At 70.7% G+C, this 20108-nt stretch carries 16 protein-coding genes and 3 pseudogenes; 11 read left to right on the top strand and 8 right to left on the bottom strand.

The genetic code is table 11. The annotated features are described in order from the left end of the window. Positions 1-11 precede the first annotated feature (11 nt). The 5 genes from AB0I51_RS39845 to AB0I51_RS39865 all read left to right on the top strand — a co-directional run bounded on the left by AB0I51_RS39845 (position 12) and on the right by AB0I51_RS39865 (position 8262). Entirely contained in the window at positions 12-875 is an 864-nt protein-coding gene (locus tag AB0I51_RS39845) for a carbohydrate ABC transporter permease (protein WP_362983281.1), read from the top strand. Beyond that, complete coding sequence (locus tag AB0I51_RS39850) at positions 875-3796, top strand: glycoside hydrolase family 2 TIM barrel-domain containing protein (RefSeq protein ID WP_362983282.1); 2922 nt, start codon at positions 875-877, stop codon at positions 3794-3796. Before AB0I51_RS39845 ends, AB0I51_RS39850 begins: the two co-directional genes overlap by 1 nt. Positions 3797-3865: 69 nt before the next feature. Next, positions 3866-5719, top strand: coding sequence for a LamG-like jellyroll fold domain-containing protein (locus AB0I51_RS39855; RefSeq protein WP_362983283.1), 1854 nt, complete (start codon positions 3866-3868; stop codon positions 5717-5719). Between the two features lie 27 nt (positions 5720-5746). Then, entirely contained in the window at positions 5747-7420 is a 1674-nt protein-coding gene (locus AB0I51_RS39860; protein WP_362983284.1) for a PHP domain-containing protein, read from the top strand. Next, positions 7420-8262, top strand: coding sequence for a hypothetical protein (locus AB0I51_RS39865; protein ID WP_362983285.1), 843 nt, complete (start codon positions 7420-7422; stop codon positions 8260-8262). Before AB0I51_RS39860 ends, AB0I51_RS39865 begins: the two co-directional genes overlap by 1 nt. A 22-nt stretch (positions 8263-8284) precedes the next feature. Here AB0I51_RS39865 and AB0I51_RS39870 read toward each other — a convergent pair whose 3' ends face one another. From AB0I51_RS39870 to AB0I51_RS39885, 4 genes are read right to left on the bottom strand one after another with little or no spacing between them, the layout of a single operon-like run. After that, positions 8285-8740 (bottom strand): MaoC family dehydratase, encoded by a 456-nt coding sequence (locus AB0I51_RS39870; protein WP_362983286.1) that lies wholly within the window; start codon positions 8738-8740, stop codon positions 8285-8287. A gap of 14 nt (positions 8741-8754) precedes the next feature. After that, positions 8755-10260: a long-chain fatty acid--CoA ligase gene (locus AB0I51_RS39875; RefSeq protein ID WP_362983287.1), complete on the bottom strand. Its 1506-nt coding sequence runs from the start codon at positions 10258-10260 to the stop codon at positions 8755-8757. Between the two features lie 10 nt (positions 10261-10270). Continuing rightward, positions 10271-11140, bottom strand: coding sequence for an amidohydrolase family protein (locus AB0I51_RS39880; protein WP_362983302.1), 870 nt, complete (start codon positions 11138-11140; stop codon positions 10271-10273). An 11-nt stretch (positions 11141-11151) separates the two neighbouring features. Beyond that, the gene (locus AB0I51_RS39885; protein WP_362983288.1) at positions 11152-12069 is read right to left on the bottom strand and encodes an SDR family oxidoreductase; all 918 of its coding nucleotides are present in this window, start codon (positions 12067-12069) and stop codon (positions 11152-11154) included. A 237-nt stretch (positions 12070-12306) separates the two neighbouring features. Here AB0I51_RS39885 and AB0I51_RS39890 point away from each other — a divergent pair, with 237 nt between their 5' ends. From AB0I51_RS39890 to AB0I51_RS39910, 5 genes and pseudogenes are all read left to right on the top strand, one after another. Next, a complete protein-coding gene (locus tag AB0I51_RS39890; protein ID WP_362983289.1) occupies positions 12307-12732 on the top strand; it encodes a MarR family transcriptional regulator in 426 nt (141 codons plus the stop codon). Positions 12733-12754: 22 nt separating this feature from the next. Further along, positions 12755-13525 carry an IclR family transcriptional regulator gene (locus tag AB0I51_RS39895; protein WP_362983290.1) on the top strand — a complete coding sequence of 257 codons (771 nt, stop codon included), beginning with the start codon at positions 12755-12757 and terminating at the stop codon, positions 13523-13525. A gap of 100 nt (positions 13526-13625) precedes the next feature. Next, positions 13626-14818: pseudogene (locus tag AB0I51_RS39900) on the top strand (sensor histidine kinase). Further along, positions 14815-15316 (top strand): annotated as a pseudogene (locus tag AB0I51_RS39905) (response regulator transcription factor); the annotation flags it as partial. The pseudogenes AB0I51_RS39900 and AB0I51_RS39905, both read left to right, overlap by 4 nt. Before the next feature lie 264 nt (positions 15317-15580). Further along, on the top strand, positions 15581-16237 hold the full coding sequence (locus AB0I51_RS39910; protein WP_362983291.1) for a winged helix-turn-helix domain-containing protein: 657 nt from the start codon (positions 15581-15583) through the stop codon (positions 16235-16237). Here AB0I51_RS39910 and AB0I51_RS39915 read toward each other — a convergent pair. The 3 genes and pseudogenes from AB0I51_RS39915 to AB0I51_RS39925 all read right to left on the bottom strand — a co-directional run. Then, positions 16149-16514, bottom strand: a complete 366-nt coding sequence (locus tag AB0I51_RS39915) for a hypothetical protein (protein WP_362983292.1) — start codon at positions 16512-16514, stop codon at positions 16149-16151. The two genes, AB0I51_RS39910 and AB0I51_RS39915, sit on opposite strands and share 89 nt — an antisense overlap. Continuing rightward, positions 16505-17752 (bottom strand): hypothetical protein, encoded by a 1248-nt coding sequence (locus AB0I51_RS39920; protein ID WP_362983303.1) that lies wholly within the window; start codon positions 17750-17752, stop codon positions 16505-16507. Before AB0I51_RS39920 ends, AB0I51_RS39915 begins: the two co-directional genes overlap by 10 nt. 56 nt (positions 17753-17808) lie before the next feature. Next, a pseudogene (locus AB0I51_RS39925) lies at positions 17809-18173 on the bottom strand (FAD/NAD(P)-binding protein); the annotation flags it as partial. 341 nt (positions 18174-18514) lie between these two features. Here AB0I51_RS39925 and AB0I51_RS39930 point away from each other — a divergent pair. Beyond that, a complete protein-coding gene (locus AB0I51_RS39930; protein ID WP_362983293.1) occupies positions 18515-19759 on the top strand; it encodes an Ig-like domain-containing protein in 1245 nt (414 codons plus the stop codon). Between the two features lie 43 nt (positions 19760-19802). Here the strand turns inward: AB0I51_RS39930 and AB0I51_RS39935 are convergent, their stop codons facing one another. Beyond that, the gene (locus AB0I51_RS39935; RefSeq protein WP_362983294.1) at positions 19803-19997 is read right to left on the bottom strand and encodes a hypothetical protein; all 195 of its coding nucleotides are present in this window, start codon (positions 19995-19997) and stop codon (positions 19803-19805) included. Between the last annotated feature and the right edge of the window lie 111 nt (positions 19998-20108).

A 20108-nucleotide genomic window follows, 5' to 3' on the forward strand; every position in this document is an offset into this window, starting at 1 on the left:
GTCCGGTCACCATGGCATTCCTTCAAGGCACACGGCGACCGAAGGCCATCCGGGGCACCCGGAGCCGCGGCATCGCACTCCATGTCTCCCTGATCCTGGGCGTGTTGCTCTCGGCCTTCCCGTTCTACTGGGCCGTGATCATGTCGACGCACACCACGTCGGAGATCTTCTCCTACCCGCCGAAGCTGCTGCCGGGCTCGCACTTCCTGGAGAACGTCCGCAGCCTCTTCGACAACATCGACTTCTTCGGCTCGATGTTCAACTCGGTACTCGTGGCGGGGTCGGTGACCTTTCTGGTCCTGTTCTTCGACTCGCTGGCCGCGTTCGTCTTCGCCAAGTTCCACTTCCCCGGCAAGAACGTGCTGTTCGCCCTGCTGATGGTCATCTTCATGGTGCCGGCGCAGTTGGCGGCCATCCCGCAGTTCGTGATCATGGCGAAGCTGGGCTGGATCGGTTCGATGACCGCGCTGATCGTGCCGGCGGCGGCCAACGCGTTCGGCATCTTCTGGATGCGCCAGTACATGAAGAGCGCGATCCACGACGAACTCCTCGACGCCTCCCGCATCGACGGCGCGAGCTTCCTGCGCCAGTACTGGCACGTGGCCCTCCCGGTGGTCCGCCCGGGCCTGGCCTTCCTCGGCATCTTCACCTTCATGGGCCAGTGGAACGACTACGCCTGGCCCCTGATCGCCCTCACCAACCCCGACAACGTCACCCTCCAGGTCGCGCTGTCCCAGCTCAACGGCACGCACGGCACCACCGACTACGGAATGGTCATGACCGGCGCGCTGCTCGCCCTGGTCCCCCTGCTGATCGTGTTCGCGGTCGGCGCCAAGCAGATCATCGGCGACCTCGGCAAGGGAGCCATCCGCTGATGACCGACCCGCTCCTCGCGCTCCGCCCCTGGGAGTCACCCGAGGTGACCTCCTGGGGGCGGTTGCCCATGTCGGCCGTCGACCGCCGCGCGGGTGCCGTGTCCCTCGACGGGGACTGGCGCTTCCAGCTGCTGCCGGCGCCGGACGCTCCGCTCGCGGACACCTGGTCGTCCGCATACGTGCCGGGTGTATGGACCATGCAGGACACGGACGACCTTCCGCAGTACACGAACGTCCGTATGCCGTATGCAGAATTCCCTCCACTGTCGCCCGCCGACAATCCGACGGGTGTCTACGAGCGTGAGATCGACGTCCCGGCCGAATGGGCCGGCCGGCGCATCGTGCTCCAGGTCGGGGCAGCCGAGAGCGTGCTGCTCGTGCACGTGGACGGGCGGCCCGTCGGTGTCTCCAAGGACTCCCACCTCGCCGCCGACTTCGACCTCTCGGACGTCGTACGCCCCGGGGAGCAGGTCACCGTACGGCTGACCGTGGTCAAGTGGTCGGACGCCTCGCACATCGAGGACCAGGACCAGTGGTGGCACGGGGGCGTCACCCGGTCGGTGCTGCTGTACGCGACCGACCCGCTGTATCTCGCGGACGTGACCGTGCGGGCGCGCTTCGACGGGGGGCTCCAGGTCGACTGCCAGGTGCGGGACGCGGGCGGAACGCTGCCCGCCGGATGGTGGATCAGCGGCGAGGTGGACGGTCGACTCCTCTCCCAGGACAGGGAGTTCGACCGTTTCAACACGGAGGACGACCGCGTCTCCGACTTCCTCGGCGAGGCCCGCATCCGGGCCACCGTCCCCGAGGTGCGCACCTGGAACGCCGAGACACCCGAGTTGTACGGCCTGACGGTCCGGCTGCACCGGGCCGACGGAACGGTCGCCGACACGTCGTACCGGCGGATCGGTTTCCGGGACGTGGAGATCGTCGGGCGGGATCTGCTCGTCAACGGCGAGCGGGTGTTCGTCCGGGGCGTCAACCGGCACGACTTCCATCCGCTGACCGGCCGCACGGTGTCGCACGACGACATGCGCGCGGATCTGGTGCTGCTGAAGCGGTTCGGATTCAACGCGGTCCGCACCTCGCACTACCCGAACGACCCGGCGCTCTACGACCTCGCCGACGAGCTGGGCTTCTACGTCGTCGACGAGGCGGACATCGAGTCGCACGACCACGCGCACGAGATCGCCGACGACCCGCGCTATCTGAACGCCTTCGTGGACCGCGTCTCGCGGATGGTGCTGCGGGACAAGAACCACCCCTCCGTCATCATCTGGTCGCTCGGCAACGAGTCCGACTACGGCGCCAACCACGACGCGGCGGCCGGCTGGGTCCGCCGGCACGACCCCACCAGACCGATCCAGTACGAAGGCGCGGCCAAGCGCGGCTGGGCCGACCCGGACCTGGCCTCCGACATCGCGTGCCCGATGTACGCGCCGCTGGAGGACTGTGTCGCGCACGCGCTGTCCGGCGAGCAGACCAAGCCGTTGATCCAGTGCGAGTACTCGCACGCGATGGGCAACAGCAACGGGACCCTCGCGGACCACTGGGCTGCCATCGAGTCGACCCCGGGTCTTCAGGGCGGCTTCATCTGGGAGTTCTGGGACCACGGAATCCTGCAGCGTGTGAGCGACGGAAGACCCACCGGCCGCGCGGGCGCCGGACTCCATGACAACGGTGTCGCCGCGCCCGGCCGACGCTGGGCGTACGGCGGTGACTTCGGCGAGGAGATCCACGACGGCGCGTTCATCGCGGACGGCGTGGTGTTTCCCGACCGCACGCCCAAGCCGGTGATGTTCGAGCACCGGGAGATCGCGGCGCCGGTGCGCATCGAGTGCTTCCGTCACGAGGGCATCGTCCTCGGCAACCACCAGCATTTCCGGGGCCTCGAATGGCTCGCCGGGACTTGGGAGTTGGCGCTCGCGGACGGCCGTACGCTGACCGCTCCGGCCGAGCTGCCGGCGCTGTGCCCGGGCGGGACGGCGGCCGTACCGCTGCCGTTCGAACTGCCGGAGGACGGCGGCGAGGCCTGGCTGACGCTGCGGGTGACCACGGCCGAGGACCAGGTGTGGGTGCCGCGCGGCACGGAGGTGTGCGCGCCCCAGGTACGGCTGCGGGCGGCGGAACCCGTGGCCGGGCATACGGCGGGCGGCGGCCGGGTCGAGGTCGACGGCGAGGGTCTCCTGATCCACCCGCTGCTGACGGTCGCGCCGACGCTGTCCCTGTGGCGGGCGCCCACCGACAACGACGAGTTGGGCGGGATGGCGGCGCGCTGGCGGGCCTGGGGGCTGGATTCGCTGGTCCGCAAGGTCGTCTCGGTGCGGCGTGACGGCGAGCGGGTGACGGCGGTCGCCGAGTACGCGGGTGCCACGGGGGTGGTCCGGCACTGTCAGGTGTTCACCCCTCTCGAGGGCGGGGTCCGGGTCGAGGAGTCGGCCGAACTGCCCGAGGAGTTCGTCGACGTGGCCCGGGTGGGCACCGTGTTCGAGACGGTGCCGGGTCTTGATCTGCTGGAGTGGTTCGGCCGGGGTCCGTGGGAGTCGTACCCCGACCGCAGCGCGGGCGCGCCCGTGGGCCACCACTCGGTCCCCGTCGACGAGTTGTTCACCCCGTATCTCCGCCCGCAGGAGAGCGGCGGCCGTAACGGGGTACGGCGGTTCACGCTGTCGGCACCGGACGCCACCGGTCTCGCGGTCGAACTCGACGAGCCCCGCCAGGTCTCGGTGACCCGCCATCGCGCCGAGGATCTGACCGCCGTACGGCATCACGACGAGCTGGTGCCGCGCGCGTCCTGTGTGGTGCATCTCGACGCGGCGCACCGGGGGTTGGGCACGGCCTCGTGCGGCCCCGACACCACACCGCAGTACCTCGTCGCACCGGGTGTCCATCGCTGGAGCTGGACCCTGCGCGTTCTCTGAACCCACCGGTTCGGAACTTCCCGGCTCCGAACTCCCCAGCTTTCACGAGCACTTACCCACGGAGCACACGTGTGTACTTCGCATGACCACGAGCACGAGCACGAGCAGTGCGAGAGCGCCCAGGCCGGCGCCGGACGGCGCAACTTCCTGCGGGCCACCGCGCTGCTCGGTGCCGCCGCCACGGCCGGTGTCGCGCTGCCGGGCGTCGCCGGGGCGGACCCGATCTCGGCGTCCACGAAGGCGAGTTGGCGGCCCGACACCGAGAGCCGCCGTTTCACGCTCGCCGTGATGCCGGACACCCAGTACCTCTTCGACGGGCCGAGCATCGACAAGACGCCGATCGAGGCCTCGCTGCGCTATCTCCTGGAGCACGGCAAGGACGACAACATCGTCTTCCTGTCCCACCTGGGCGACCTGACGCAGAACGGGGCCGTGGCCGAATTCGCCGCCATCGGGGAGGCGTTCGGGCTGCTGGACCGGCGGGGCGTCGGCTACAGCGTGCTGGCGGGCAACCACGACATCAAGTCGTCGACGGACGACCAGCGCGGGGCGTCTCCCTACCTGGACACGTTCGGCCCGCAGCGGTTCAGGAGCAAGTCCACGTTCGGCGGGGCCTCTTCGGACGGCTACAACACGTACCACGTGTTCAGGGCGGCCGGGCGGGAGTGGCTCGTGCTGGCGCTGGACTGGCGGCTTTCGGCCAAGGGCTACGCGTGGGCGAAGGACGTCATCGCGCGGCATCCGAAGACGCCGGTCGTCCTGACCACCCACGAACTGGTCGTGGACGACGACACGTTGTCGGACTACGGGCAGCAGCTGTGGGACCAGCTGATCGAGGACCACGACCAGATCTTCCTGACCCTGAACGGCCACTACTGGCCGGCGGGCCGGGCGACGCGCAAGAACGCGGCCGGCAACGACGTCCACCTGCACCTGACGAACTATCAGAACCGCTACTTCGGCGGCGCGGCGATGATCCGTCTCTACCACTTCGACCTGGACCGCGACGTCATCGACGTCGAGACGGTGTCGCCGTGGATCCTGGGCCGGGCCGCGAAGGGCCTCAACGAGCTGGAGCGGCAGGAGATCGAACTCAGCGGCGACGCCGACCGGTTCTCCGTCGGCGTCGACTTCGCCGACCGCTTCGCCGGCTTCGACCCGGTGCCGGTCCGTCCGGCTCGCCCCGCGTCGAAGATCGTGATCCCGGGCACGGCCGCCTACTGGCGCTTCGAGTCCGCGGTCTCGGGCACGGTCCGTGACCTGTCCGGCCGTGGCAACGACCTCACCGTGGTCTCCGTGAACGGCGGCACCCTCGGCTGGTCGGCCGACCACCACCCCGACCAACCGGGCCACGGCAGCCTGGAGTTCACGGGTTACAAGTCGCCGCTGAAGGGCGCGTACCTGCGCACTGTCGACCGCGCGCCCCTCAACTCCGCGACGTTCGAGCGCGGTTACACGATCGAGGCGTTCTTCCGGCTGCCCGCCGACTGGGACCCCGACCACAACGCCTGGTCGGGGCTGGTGAGCCGGACCGGTACCGGGGGCGCAGCGGGCAAGACCGCGGACGACCCGGACGAGCCCCTCGCCACGCTCTCCCTGTCCAACGACCGCGAGCCGCAGTGGGCGGTACGCCCGCTCAGCCAGGAGGGCATAGCCAGCAACTGGGGCCAGGAGACCCCGCTGGAGACCTGGTGCCACCTCGCCGTCGTCAACGACGGCAGGCACACCACGCTGTTCGTCGACGGCTGCCCTGTCGTGCGCAATCCGAAGGCGGCCGCCGTGGGCCTCACCTCGGTCGGCCTGCCCTGGCTGCTCGGCGGATACGAGTACGCGGACAAGATCGACCAGATCCTGCACGGCCGCCTCGGCGACGTCCGGATCGTCTCGCGGGCACTGCCCGTGACCTCCTTCATGACCCACTGACAGCCCTCCAGAGGACTCCCGAAGACCATGACCGAGCAGCAGCTGCCCACCTGGGCCGACCCGTCCGTCTCCCCTGCCGCCCTCGACGCCCAGGGCATCTCACGACGTCAACTCCTGCGCCGCGCGGGCCTGTTCGGCGCCGCGTTCACCCTCGGCGCAGGGCCGCTCGCCACACCCGCGGTGGCGGCCGGTAGGGGCTACGGCGGCAACGATCCGCGCCTCGCCTACCTCGTCGGCGACCACCATGTGCACTCCGTGTACAGCCACGACGCCAAGTACACGTTCTCCCAGCAGGCGAAGGCCGCCGCGCAGTACGGCCTCGACTGGATGGTGTTCAACGAGCACTCCAACTTCGGACACGCCGACTACGGCGCGAAGTTGGAGCACGCCGAGATCCTCAAGGCGCGCGCCGAGAACCCGCGTCAGCTGATCTTCCAGGGCCTGGAGTGGTACATCCCGGCCGCCGAGCACTGCACGGTGTTCGCCGCGCCCGGGCGCCACGAGGTGGATCTGCTCACGCAGTTCGAACTCGCCTACGACGGCAAGCTGTTGGGCTACACGGAAGGCTCGGCCGGCGCCACGGACACCGCCCGCAACGAGGCGCACGCGGTGAAGGCCATCAAGTGGCTGACGGAGCAGCGCCGTTCGGGCTATGTCGACGACGTTCTCGTCCTCGCCAACCACCCGCTGCGTCTCGGCATCGACTCCCCGCACGAGATGCGGGCCTGGCGGGACGCGGCCCCCGAGATCATGATCGGCATGGAGGGTGCGCCCGGCGCCCAGGGCGCAGCGCTCCCCGGCTGGCGCGGCGCGACGTCGATCCGGGGCGAGTACGAGAACAAGCCGTCGGCGCAGTCCTGGGCGGGGTATCCGGCGGACGCCTATGTGACGTACGGCGGTTTCGACTGGGCGACGGCGACCGTCGGCGGGCTGTGGGACTCGATGCTGGCCGAGGGCCGGCTGTTCTCGATCACCACGAACTCCGACAACCACCGTACGGTCTACGACACTTGGGCCAACGGCGCCTGGCCCGAGGGGCAGAACTTCGACAACACCGGGAAGCTGCCCGACCCGGTGCAGACCGGCACCCCGCAGCCCGGCAGCGACTTCTGGCCCGGCGAGTTCAGCCGCACGCATGTGGGTGTGACCCGTTACGGGTACGGCGCGGTGATGGCGGGGATGCGCGCGGGCCGGGTCTGGGTCGACCACGGGCATCTGCTGGACGGGCTGGACGTGCGCCTGAAGCGGGACTGCGACTCCGGCCGGGGCGTCACGCTGGGCGGCCGGCTGCGGGTCCGCAAGGGCGACCGGCTCACGCTGAGCGTCACCGTGACGACCGCCTCGCGGCCCAACGCCCAGGGAATCCTGCCTGAGTTGGCGCACGTGGACGTGATCCGGGGCGCGGTGCGCGGTGCGGTGTCCGACCAGGACGCGTGGCGGGCTCCGGACACAAAAGTCGTTCGCACCACCGACGTGAGCGGCCGCACGGGGACGTACACCCTGCGCATCCCGGTGACCGCCGGGGACGAGCCCTTCTACCTGCGGCTGCGCGGCAGCGACGGCAAGCGGCACGGCGCGGGCTACCTCGGCGCCTCCGTCGATCCGCACGGCCCGGTCCCCCACGAGCCCGGAAACGGTGACCCGTGGGCCGACACATGGTTCTATTCCAACCCCATCTTCGTCGACCTGACAGGTAACTGATGAAGCGTCAACTCACTGTCCTTGCTGCCTTATTGGGTTCTCTCACGCTCGGCGTGAGCACCTCCTCGGCCGCTGCCGCCACCACCTGGACGGAGACCGGCACGGCCTACACCGACAGCCTCGGCGGCGGCGAGGGCGTGGCCAGTCGCGCGGACGGCTCGCTGCTGTACCGCGGGCTGGCGTCCATCCCGCTGGATCTGCGCGCCCAGGGCTGGAACCACATCGGTGACCCCGACATCGCGAACGGCTACGTCTTCGACGCCTACCAGGCCGCCGACACGGGCACGTCCAAGATGTTCGCGGTCACCACGCCGTCCGGGACGCGCTATACGTACGTCCACCCGCTCGACTCGGGCGAGAAGATCAACAACTCGTTCGACGCCATCTCGCCCGACACGCAGTGGATGGTGTCGGGCGAGTGGGGCGACCAGTCCAGACTCCAGGTCTTCCCCACTCCCCTGCTCAATCCGTCGACTCCGGCGACGGGCGGAACGCTGCCGCAGGCCGGGCAGATCACCCTGGACAGGACGGTGAACGACATCCAGGGCTGCGACTTCGTGACGGACACCCGCCTGGTGTGCGTCTCGGACGACGCGTCGGGGACCAAGTTCCCCGAGATCCGCCCCCTCCTCCAGGTCGACCTGCCGCACAAGCTGGACGGCCAACCGATCACCGGTACGGTGACGAGCCTGTTCGCGCTGCCCCAACGCAGCATCTGCACGGGCACGTTCGAGGCCGAGGGCGTCGACTACGACGTGAACAGCGGGACGTTGCGGGCCGAGGTCGTGCAGCCGGGCGTGTGCGTGGTGTCGACCAGCGTCTACTCGTACAAGCAGCAGTAGCTGTGGCAGCGGCGCGGGTCGCTCAGGCGTAGAACCGCGAGAGGCTCTGCAAAACGGCGGCGGGCTTCGGCCCGCCGTCGATCTCTATCGTGCCGTCGACGGCGATCTGCACCCCGCCCGGCACGTCCTCCACCGACGCGAGCCTCGCGGCGAGCCGGATCCGCGAGCCGACCGTGACCGGTGCGGGGAAACGCACCTTGTTCAGGCCGTAGTTGACCTTTGTGGAGACGCCCTCGACGTCGAGCAGTTCGGTGAAGAGCGGGATGAAGAGGGAGAGGGTCAGATAGCCGTGCGCGATGGGCGCGCCGAAGGGGCCGGCCGCGGCCCTGTCCGGGTCGACGTGGATCCACTGGTGGTCGCCCGTCGCGTCGGCGAACGTGTTGATGCGCTCTTGGGTGACCTCGATCCACTCACTGGTGCCCAGGTCGCTGCCGGCGAGCTTCTTGAGTTCGTCGAGGCCGTTGACGGTGATGCCCATGTCGCTTTCCTTACTTAAGAGTTGGTGCCGAAGCGCTTGCGCACCCGGGACTTGAGGAGCTTCCCCGAGGCGGTGCGCGGGAGTTCGTCCGCGACCACCACCGACTTGGGGATCTTGTACTTGGCCAGGCGGCCGGCCAGCGAGGCCAGTACGTCGTCGGGGTCCAGCGAGGCGCCTTCCCGGGGTACGACGACCGCCCGCGGCACCTCGCCCCACTTGTCGTCCGCGACCCCGATGACCGCGCACTCGACGACGTCGGGGTGGGCCAGGAGCAGGTCCTCGATCTCCGCGGGGTAGATGTTCTCCCCACCGGAGATGATCATGTCCTTCATACGGTCGACGATGTACACGTATCCGTCTTCGTCGGTCCGGGCCGCGTCCCCGCTGCGGAACCAGCCGTCGGCGAAGACCGCGGCCGTCTCCTCGGGCAGCCCCCAGTAGCCGGGCATGACATGCGGTCCGCGCACCACGACCTCGCCGGTCTCGCCGACGTCGGTGGGGGTGAGGTCCGGCCGTACGACCCGTACATCGCTGAAGAAGTGCGGCACGCCCGCCGAACCCGCCTTGCTCACCGCGTGTTCGGCGTCCAGGAACAGGGTTCCGGGCGAGGCCTCCGTCATGCCGTAGCCCTGGAGGAAGGTCAGACCCCGCTCCTGGTACGCGGCGATCAGCGGGGACGGGACCGGGGAACCGCCGCAGGTGAGGATGCGCAGCGAGGACAGGTCGGCGTCGGCCCAGCGGGGGTGCCGGGCGATCTGGTCGAACATCGTCGGCACCCCGAACATGAAGGTGATCCGGTGCCGTTCGACGAGGTCGAAGGTGGCGTCCGGGTCGAAGGACTCGACCAGGACGCAGGTTCCGCCCTTGAGCAGCACAGGCAGGGTGAGCATGTTGAGGCCCGCCGTGTGGAACAACGGGGCGGAGACCAGGGCACGTTCGTCGGCGATCAGGTCGGTGTCGACGAGGACGTTGAGCGCGTTCCAGGTCAGGTTGCCGTGCGTGAGCATGGCGCCCTTGGGGCGGCCGGTCGTGCCCGAGGTGTACATGATGATGCAGGTGTCGTCGGCGGTGACGGGCTCGTCGATGGGCTCGGCGGATGCCGCGCCGAGCAACTCCTCGTATTCGGGGCCGACTTCGACGAAGGTGCGTACGTCGGTGCTGCCCGGAAGGCCGGCGACGAGGGCGGTGTGCGTCGGGCCGTGGACGAGCATCCGGGCACCGGAGTCGGCGAGTTGGTAGGCGATCTCGGGGGCGGTGAGGCGGGTGTTGAGGGGAACGAAGACCGCGCCGAGGATGCCGGCGGCGAACAGGGTCTCCAGGTAGGAGGGGTGGTTGGGGCCGAGGTAGGCGATGCGGTCGCCGCGGCGGACGCCCCGGGTGCGCAGGGCGTGGGCGAGGCGGGTGGTTCGTGTATGCAGTGTGCTGTAGTCCGTCGGCGAACCACCGTGTACCAGTGCCGTGCGGTGCGGGGTCTTGCGGGCCCGGCGTGCGGGCCATGACCCCAGTCCCTCGTTGCGCATCCGGTGCCCCTTACGTCAGCCCGAGCAGGCGGGCGGCGTTGTCCTTGAGGATCTTCGGTCTGACCTCGTCCTTGATGGGCAGCTTCTCGAAGTCGGCGAGCCAGCGGTCCGGGGTGAGGACGGGGTAGTCGGAGCCGAAGAGGACCTTGTCCTTGAGCAGGGTGTTCGCGTACTGCACGAGCTGCGGCGGGAAGTACTTCGGCGACCAGCCGGAGAGGTCGATGTGGACGCCCGGCTTGTGGGTGGCGACGGCGAGGGCCTCGTCCTGCCAGGGGAAGGACGGATGCGCCAGGATGATCCTGAGGTGCGGGAAGTCCGCGGCGACGTCGTCCACGTGCAGGGGGTTGGAGTACTTGAGGCGGATGCCGCCCCCGCCCGGCACGCCCGCGCCGATGCCCGTCTGGCCGGTGTGGAAGAGGGCGATGGCGCCCGTCTCCTCGATGACCTCGTACAGGTCGTAGGCCACGGCCCGGTCGTTGGGGAAGAAGCCCTGGATGTTGGGGTGGAACTTGAAGCCCTTGACGCCGTACTCCTCGACCAGCCGCCGGGCCTGCTTCACGCCCGCCCGGCCCCGGAACGGGTCGATGGACGCGAAGGGGACGAGGACGTCGGCGTTGGCGGCGGCGGCCTCGGCGACCTCCTCGTTCGGGACGGGTTCGGTGCCGGTCGCGGACTCGGCGTCGACCGTGAAGACGACGGCGGCCATCTTCCGCTCGCGGTAGTACGCGGCGGTCTCCTCCAGGGTGGGCTTCCGCTTGCCCTCGACCTTGAAGTAGGCGGAGGAGGCGTCGTGGAGATCGTCGTCCAGGGAGGAGTGGCCCTTGGAGGACACCTCCGCGTGGGTGTGGACGTCGATCGCGACGAGTTCGTCGATGTTCATGGGGGAAGCCATCACGCCTCCGGCAGCTTCGGTGCGGGGATGCCGACCGACTGGAGTTCGGCGCCGACCGAGGTGGGGAAGGCGGCGGCGAGGGTGTCGGGGGTCCAGCCGCCGTCGGCGTAGGCCGTGCTGATCTCCTGCGGGTGGGACCAGAGTGCCACCTTGTCGCCGCCGATACCGATGGCCTGGCCGGTGATGGAGCGCGCGGCGTCGGAGGCGAGGAAGGGGACGAGGGCGGCGCAGTCCTCGGGGGTGCCGAAGCCCTCGCCCTTGCGGAGGAAGTCGGGCAGTGCCTCGCCGTTCTTCATGGCCTCGACGTACGGGGCGAACGCGGGGATCGTCTCGGTCATCGCGGTCGCGGCGACCGGCACGATCGCGTTGACGGTGATGCCGGCGCGGCCCAGTTCCATCGACCAGGTGCGGGCGAAGGCGGCGATGCCCGCCTTGGCGGCGGAGTAGTTCGTCTGGCCGAAGTTGCCGCGCTGGCCGGCGGGCGAGCCGACCAGGATCAGGCTGCCGCCCTCGCCCTGTTCGCGCATCTGTACGGCGGCGGCGCGGGCGCAGGTGAAGGTGCCCTTGAGGTGGGTGGTGATCACCGCGTCGAAGTCCTCGTCGGTCATCTTCCACAGCACCTTGTCGCGCAGGATGCCGGCGTTGGTGACCAGGACGTCGAGCCGCCCGAACTCCTCGACGGCACGGTCGACCAGCCGTTCGGCGGCCTCGGTCGTACCGACCGGGACCACCTCGGCGACGGCGGTGCCGCCCGCCTCGGCGATCGATTTCACGGCCTGGTCGGCCACCGCCTCGTCGATGTCGTTGACGACCACGGACGCGCCGTGGGCGGCCAGGGCCCGGGCGTAGGCGAGACCGAGGCCCCGGCCACTGCCGGTGACGACGGCGACCTTGCCGGTCAGATCGATGCTGGGCACGAGCGAGTCCCTTCACAAGGCGGTGCACCGCGATGCGGCTGCTGACGCACCGGTGCGGCTTCGAGATCGAAGCTAAGAGCAATAATTGTTGACGTCAATAGTTGTTGCCGACGGACCAGGTGCGTCACACTGACCCCGAACCACCGCACGCCCCACCCGGGGCCTCGACCCAGGGAGCCCGCCATCGCCCGCCAGCAGCACGCCGCGAACCCCCCGATCGACGCGCACGAGCCGTGGATGCGCGGGCTGCACGCGGACACCGGTTACCTCCTGTACCGGCTGGGCCTGCGCTCCGGCCAGCTCTTCAACACGTTCCTCCAGGAGTCGGGCCTGCGCCTGCGCCACTACGCGCTGCTCCGCTTCCTGGCCACGTCCGAGGGCGCCCTCCAGCGCGAGCTGAGCACGCGGCTGGGCTACGACCCGAGCGCGATCGTCGGACTGGTCGACGACCTGGAGAAGCTGGGATTCGCCGAGCGGCGCCCTTCCCCCGACGACCGGCGAAGCCGCATCGTGGTGCTGACGGAGGACGGCCGCGGCTTCCTGCGCGACACGGACGAGGCCGGCCTGCGGGTGACGAACGAACTGCTCGACCCGCTGGACGCGACCCAGCGGGAGACCCTGCACACGTTGTTGCAGCGGGTCGCCGAGGACGGACTCGCCTGACGCCGGACAAGGAGGTGCGGCGATGACCACCACCCGGTCGAAGACGACCGCCCGCTCCGCTCCCGACCGGCTGCTCGCCGTGCTCGCCGCCTTCGACCACGAGCACACGGCCCTGTCCCTGTCCGACATCGGCCGCCGGGCCGGACTCACCCTGACCACCGCGCACCGGCTCGCGGGCGCCCTCACCGAGTGGGGCGCGCTGGAGCGGGACGCGTCCGGCGTCTACCACGTGGGACTGCGGCTGTGGGAGATCGCGGTGCTCGCGCCCCGCGGCCTCGCCCTGCGTCAACTGGCCCTGCCCTACCTGGAGGACCTGTACGAATCGACGCACGAGAACGTGCAGTTGGCGGTGCGGGACGGCACGGAGGTCGTCTACACCGAGTGGATCTCGGGCCGTTCGGCGGTCGGCGTGCACATCCGGGTGGGCGCCCGATGGCCGCTGCACGCCACCGGCGTCGGCCTCGCCCTGCTGGCCCACGACGAACCCGATCTCCAAGAGGCCTACTGCGCGGGCCCGTTGGCGTCCTTCACGCCGTACACGATCACCGATCCGGTACGGCTGCGGCGGGTGCTGGCCGAAGTGCGGCGCGCCGGCGTGGCAGTGAGTGACCGTCAGGTCACGGACGACGCGCTGTCGGTGGCCGCCCCGGTGCGCGGGCCGGGCGGTGCGGTGGTGGCGGCCGTGTCGGTCGTCGTGCCGCAAGTGGACGCCCAGGTACCGGCGTTGATCCCGGCGGTACGGCTCGCGGCGCGCGGGATCTCGCGGGCGCTGGGGTGGCGGCCGGAGCCGTGACGGGGTCCACCGTGCCCGGCACGGATATCCCTCTCACCGGCGAGGCCATGCCGGTGTGACGTCGCGATACTGGAACGGCCCTTGCCCCGAGGAGCCGCTCATGCGTGTTCAGCACTGGTTCGCGACGGTCGTCGCCCGGCTCAGGACCGCCAATCCGTACGCCGTCGACTCCGCGCTCGCCGCGCTGGTCCTGTTCGCGGTGTCGTTGCAGTGGCTCTTCCCCGACGAGGGCGGTGACCCGCTCAGCTGGCAGGGCTGGCTCCTCGGGGCCGGTACGGCGGTGCCGCTGGTGTGGCGGCGGGCGGCACCGTTCGCGACGGCGTGGGCGGTGTCGGCGGCCTCGCCCGCGATGGCGGTGTACCGCTCCCCGCCGCCGGACGTGATGTACGGCGGTCTCGTCGTCCTGTACACCGTCCCAGCGCGGTGCCTTCCCTGGCAGCGGCGGCTGATGCCCGCCGGTTGGCTGACCGGCGTGTCGCTGGTCATGCAGCGCAAGGAGCACGCCCAGCCCTTCGAGTACGCCTTCCATCTGCTGAGCCTGCTGTGCGCCTACGGCTTGGGCAGCCCCGCCCGGGTCCAGCGCGCCCACACCGCCGCCCTGGAGGACCGCGCCCGGCGCCTGGAACGCGAGCGGGCCGCCGACACCGCGCGGGCCATGGCGCAGGAACGGGCCCGGATCGCGCGGGACATGCACGACGTCCTGGCGCACGCGGTGAGCCTGATGGTGGTGCAGGCGGAGGCCGGTCCGGTGGTCGTCCGCAGTGATCCCGAGCGGGCCGAGGCCGCGTTCGACGCGATCGCGGATGCCGGACGCGATGCGATGGCCCAGCTCCGGCGCGTCCTCGGGGCGCTCAAGGAGGAGCAGCGGGAAGGGAGTTCGGAGCACCGGCCGCAGCCGGGGGTCGCCGCGCTGCCCGGTCTGGTGCGCCAGGTCGGCGAATCGGCGGTCTGCGCGTCGAGTTGAGAGCCGTCGGAGATCCTCGCCCGCTGCCCCCGGACACCGAGGTCGCCGTCCGTCGCATCGTGCAGGAGGCGCTCACCAACACCGTGAAGCATGCGCACGCCTCCGCCGCCACGGTCGGACTCGACGGGACGGAGGACGAGTTGGTGCTGACGGTGGCAGACGCCGGAAGGGGGCCCGCGGGGACCGCAGGCGGGCACGGGCTGATCGGACTGCGGAAGCGGGCGGCCGCCTGCGGGGGTACCGCGGGGACCGGGCGCGGACCCGACGGCGGCTTCCGGGTCGTCGTACGCCTGCCCGTCGCCACCGACCGGCAGGCGGCGCTGGGGTGAGCATCCGGGTGGTGGTGGCCGACGACCAGGAACTGGTGCGCAGCGGGTTCAGCATGATCCTGGAGCAAGGTCGTCATGCTGACCACCTTCGACCTGGACGAGTACGTGTACGAGGCGCTGTACGCGGGCGCCGGCGGCTTCCTTCTGAAGGGCGTCCGGCGTGACGACCTCGTGCACGCGGTCCGGGTGGTCGCGGCCGGCGACTCGCTGCTCGCGCCGACGGTGACCCGGCGGCTGGTCGCGGACATCGTGCGGCGCCGCCGCGCCGAGGCCGTCACCGAGGTCGCGCCCCGCCGCCTGGAGGTCCTGACCGCCCGCGAGGAGGAGACGCTGCGGCTGCCGGCCCGGGGCCTGTCCAACGCCGAGATCGCGAGGACGCTGTTCGTCAGCGAGCACACCGTGAAGACCCATGTCAGCAATGTGCTGGGCAAGTTGGGGCTGCGGGACCGGGTGCAGACGGTGATCTGCGCGTACAAGACGGGGCTGGTGACACCGGGGCCGCCCAGACGAACCCACCGCGAGCGGTACGGGTCGGCCGGTCCCGGCGCTGCGGGGCCCGCCGATCCGTCATCCGCCGATCAGCAGATGGACGACCAGCGGTGCGAGCGGAGCTTGAAGTTGAGGCTCGACCAGGTACCGCCGTGCTGTGCGATGAAGTAGCAGGTGGTACCGCCGTAGTTCGCACCGCTGTAGAGAACGACCCAGTCGTATCTTGAGGCCGTTCTGGCGACACCGTACGAGCGGGTCGCGAGCGAGGTCGGCGTGCTCACCCGGACCGTCGGTGCCCCGGCCTGGGCGGGCCGGCTCACCGAGCGGGACATGCGCGAACAGCTCGTGGGCGCCCTGCGCGCCTACCACCGTGCCGTGATCGCCCCTCACGAGGAGGCCATCCAGGAACGTCTGCACGCCGAGCGGACCCGGCACGCCCACACCTTGTTCCGCGCCGGGACCGAGGGGATGCTCAACGGACTGAGCCCCACGGTCCGCTGGCGGTCTCCGGTCCTGGAGATCGATCCGTATCCGGACCACCGCGACGTCCACCTCGCCGGGCAGGGGCTCCTCCTGATCCCCTCCCACTTCTGCTGGCACACTCCCGTCGCCCTGGCCGACCCCGGACTCCCGCCCGTTCTGCTCTACCCCCTCCACCACCTGCCGGAGACGGCATCGCAGACCGACTCCCCACCTCTGAACGTGCTCCTCGGCCCTACCCGCGCCGCGATCCTGAGAGCCAGCGCCACCGGCTCCACCACCACCGAGGCCGCCCGCCGGGCCGGTGTGACACCCACGACGGCCAGCCATCACACGGCCGTCCTGCGCGACGCGGGCCTGATCACCAGCCACCGCCACGCCAACACGGTCCTGCACACCCTGACCCCGCTCGGCGCCGCCCTGCTGCGAACAGGGCGGGGCAGCCGCTGACGCCGGCTCCCAACACCCTTGCCGGCGGCGGGGATTCCTCCCCCGCCTGGCGCAGGAACGCGAGCAGCGAGGTGTGGAACCAGTGGCCGTCGTAGGCGGGAGAGGTTCGCTCGACGAGGCGGAGCGCGTAGTCGTCGTCGAGGTCGGTGGCCCCGGAGAAGGCGGTGGTGGGTACGGCGGCGGCGAGGGCGAGCGCGTCGACGGGGTGGACGTCGAGGTGCCGTATCAACGCGCGGTCCCCGCCGGCGGATTGGACGCGGCGGGTGATCACGTCCACGAAGGACCGCTCCCGCTCGCCGGCCCGTTCGTGGGCGCAGCGCCGGGCGTCGGCAAGGGCGCGGGGTACGTCGACGGCGGCCCCGCACTCGTGGCCGAGGAGGGCCAACGCCGCGTGGCCCAGGGCGAATCCGGGGTCCAGGGCGATCGCGCGGGCGAAGGCGTCCTCGGCCCCGGCGCGTACTTCGAGGACCCGGTCGAGTCCGCTGCGGTAGCCGGTGGCGGCCTCGGCGTGGGTGGAGAGCGGGAGTCCGAGTCCGTCGACGGGCCTGCGGCGGGCGGTGCGGCGAACCGGGCTCTACGAAGAAGGTAATGGGCGAACAGTTGCCGGGCCAGGGCGGCGGCCTGGACGCGGATCTCGGGGATCGCGGTGGTCTCCCACAGTTCGCCGCGCCGTGGGGCGCCGAGGGTGAACAGGGGGCGTGCGCAACGGCCCTGGGCGTCGAGGAGGCGTCCGTCGCGGGTGGCGACGCCCATGCCGAGCGGCCCCGGCACCGCCATGCCGGCCGCGAACAGGCCGCGCCACAGCGGGTCTTCGAGCCGCTGCCCCGGCCCGGTGCAGTCGATGCCCCAACCGACGTGCAGTGTCCGGCCGTTGGAGAGCGTGATCACCAACCGTTCGCCGTCCTCGACGACTTCGGCGATGGTGCCGGTGTGCACCTGGAGGCGTCGTGCAATGCGGGCGCGGGTGACCGATTCGGCGGTGGTGGGAGCCATGCGGTGCCGGTGGGTGTTCCAGATCGCACTCTGGTGGGCGAGGAATTCCCCGCGTTCTTCGGGGGTGAGGCTGCGCCAGAGGCGCGCGGTGTGCGGGCGCAGGCTGTCTAGTGCGGGCCGCCAGTCGCCGTGGGTGCGCACGGAGCGGCTGACGTGCCGGTAGACGGTGCGGCGCAGTCCGCTCAGGGTCAGGTCGCGCGGCCAGGTGGGCGCGTCCGTCGGGCCGGCCGGTCCCAACGCGTGTGGCTGGGGCAGGAGTCCGCTGCGGGAGGCGGCGTGCACGGTGCGTCCGGGGCGGTCGAGGGCGAGGTCCACGGCGGTGAGGCCGGTGCCGACGAGGAGGAGGTCGGCGGTGTCCTCGCGTACGGCGTCCGACTCACCCGGTGTCCAGGGTGAGTTGACGAAGCGGGGCGAGTTGCGCAGCGCGGGCGGGGCCCAGGCGGCTGTGGGGGCGGCGGGGCCGGTGGCGAGGACGGCGCTGTCGGCGGTGAGCAGTCCCCCGTCGGCGAGGTGGAGTTCCACCGGGCCTCCGGGGTGCCGGTACAGCTCTCCGCGCGGGTGTGCAGGCCGCGTACGGCGACCGTGCCGTGGGAACGGACGACGGCCTGGGCGAGGGTGTCGGCGAGGTAGACGCCGTAGCAGTAGCGGGTGGCGAAGTCCGCGGCGGCGACGGTGGGTTCGCCGTGGCGGCAGGGCCAGCGGGTGAAGTGGCCGGGGTCGTCGGGGTAGCAACTCGTGCCGCCCGCGGGGACGTTGAGGCGTGGCGCGGGTCCTGGGTCGCGGAGGCGGTGCCGCGGCCGGCTTCCGGGGCCGGGTCGACCAGCACCAGGTCGAGCGGGTTCCGGCGGCGGGTGGCCGTCTCGCAGAGCTGGACCGCGGTCAGGGTGCCTGCCGCGCCCGCTCCGACGATCGCCGTGGTGGACCGCTTGCGGACTTCGGTCACGTATACCTCCGGCGCGGTCTGCCGCGGAGCCGCCGAAGCGGAACTCCGCCTTCAGTTCCTTCCTCACTATTCCGACCGGACAGGCGGGGAAGCCATGGCGGGACGGGGATCTCACCGGACACTCAGGGCACCGGCCGGCGCCTTCATACTCTGCTCACACTCGCGGAGCCTCCGACAACCGTGGTTTCAGGCCTTCTTTCAGGTTCTCTTCACAGGAATCTCAGGTGGGGGCCCTGGGATTCAAAGATTCAACCCATGGAAGTGACGCAGGATGCAACGGCACTGGTGATCTCGTCGCGTACGGCCAGGGAGTGTGCGCGACATATGGAGGAAGGCCTGCCGTGGGCGTGTCGCACATATCCAACCGGTCCGAGAAGCCGTCGGAGAGGTGGTCCCGGCGAGGGATCCTCACCGTGCTCGGGGTGGTGCCGGCGGCCGTGCTGACCGGTTGCAGCGGCTCGGCGGGCGCCGCGGAGAGCGCCTCGTCCGGCGGTGCGTCGGCGAAGGCGTCGGTGAAGGCCGCGAAGACACCGACCGTCACGGTCTCACCGGCCGACGGCACGAAGAAGGCCGATTTCACGGCCCGGGTCACGGTGACGGTGACCGACGGCACGTTCGCCACGGTGAAGGTGACCGGCAACGACGGCTCCACGCTCGCCGGGACCTTCAACGCCGCCAAGACGAAGTGGACGTCCACGAAGAACCCGTACTCGGGCACGAAGTACACGGTCGCCGCACAGGCGCAGGGCGCCGCCGCGAAGACCGCGACCTTCACCACCAAGTCGCCCGGCGAGACCTTCGTCGGCTACTTCACCCCCGAGGCGAACTCCACCTCCGGCGTCGGCATGCCCGTGTCGATCAACTTCACGCACGCCGTCAAGGACCGGGCGGCCGTCCAGAAGGCGATCACGGTCACCGCCGAGCCCGCCGTCGAGGTCGTCGGCCACTGGTTCAGCGACACCCGCCTCGACTTCCGCCCCGAGACGTACTGGGCGGCCGGCACGCAGATCACACTCAGCCTGCGACTCAAGGACGTCGAGGGCCAGGACGGCATCTACGGCATCCAGTCCAAGGACGTCACCTTCCACATCGGCCGCGAGCAGATCAGCACGGTCGATCTGTCGAGCAAGGAGATGGTGGTCAAGCGGGACGGCAGGACGCTGGCCACCTACCCGGTCAGCGGCGGCAACGCCCAGCACACCACCTGGTCCGGGATCATGGTGATCAGCGAGCGGTTCAAGCAGACCCGCATGGAGTCCTCGACGGTCGGGCTCGGCGACGAGTACGACATCTCCGACGTCCCGCACGCCCAGCGCCTGACCACCTCCGGCACCTTCGTGCACGGCAACTACTGGGCGTCCACCGCGGTGTTCGGCCACGAGAACACCAGCCACGGCTGCGTCGGCCTGCACGACGCCAAGGGCGCGAACAACACGTCGGTGGCGGGCTACAAGTTCTACGACAGCTCGATGCTCGGCGACGTCGTCATCGTGAAGAACTCCGGCGAGAGGACGGTCGCGGCCGACAACGGCCTCAACGGCTGGAACCTCTCCTGGGCGGACTGGAAGGCGGGCAGCGCGGTCTGAGGCCGTACCGCGGGTGAACGCCCGTCCCGCCGGTTGGGCGACATCATCTGCCGCCGGCGGAGCGGATCCACGGCCACTTGACGAAGCGGACCACCACGGGCGCGACGAGCACGGCCAGCATCCACAGTCCCACGCCGGCCGGCGAGCGGACGTAGTACTGCCAGTGCTCGGGCAGGGCGGCCGGAGCGAGCAGGAGCACGAGCAGCGCGACCCACGTGGCCAGCACCGATGCCGCCATGCGCACTGCCACCATCGTCGTCGCCCCTGCCCGTGACCGCCCGGTTCCCGTAGTCGAACGATACGACGCGTGGCCCGTCCGCCCACGGCGCCCCTCGTGACCCGCCCGCCG

The sequence above is a fragment of the Streptomyces sp. NPDC050549 genome (assembly GCF_040655035.1).
GTDB lineage: Bacteria > Actinomycetota > Actinomycetes > Streptomycetales > Streptomycetaceae > Streptomyces.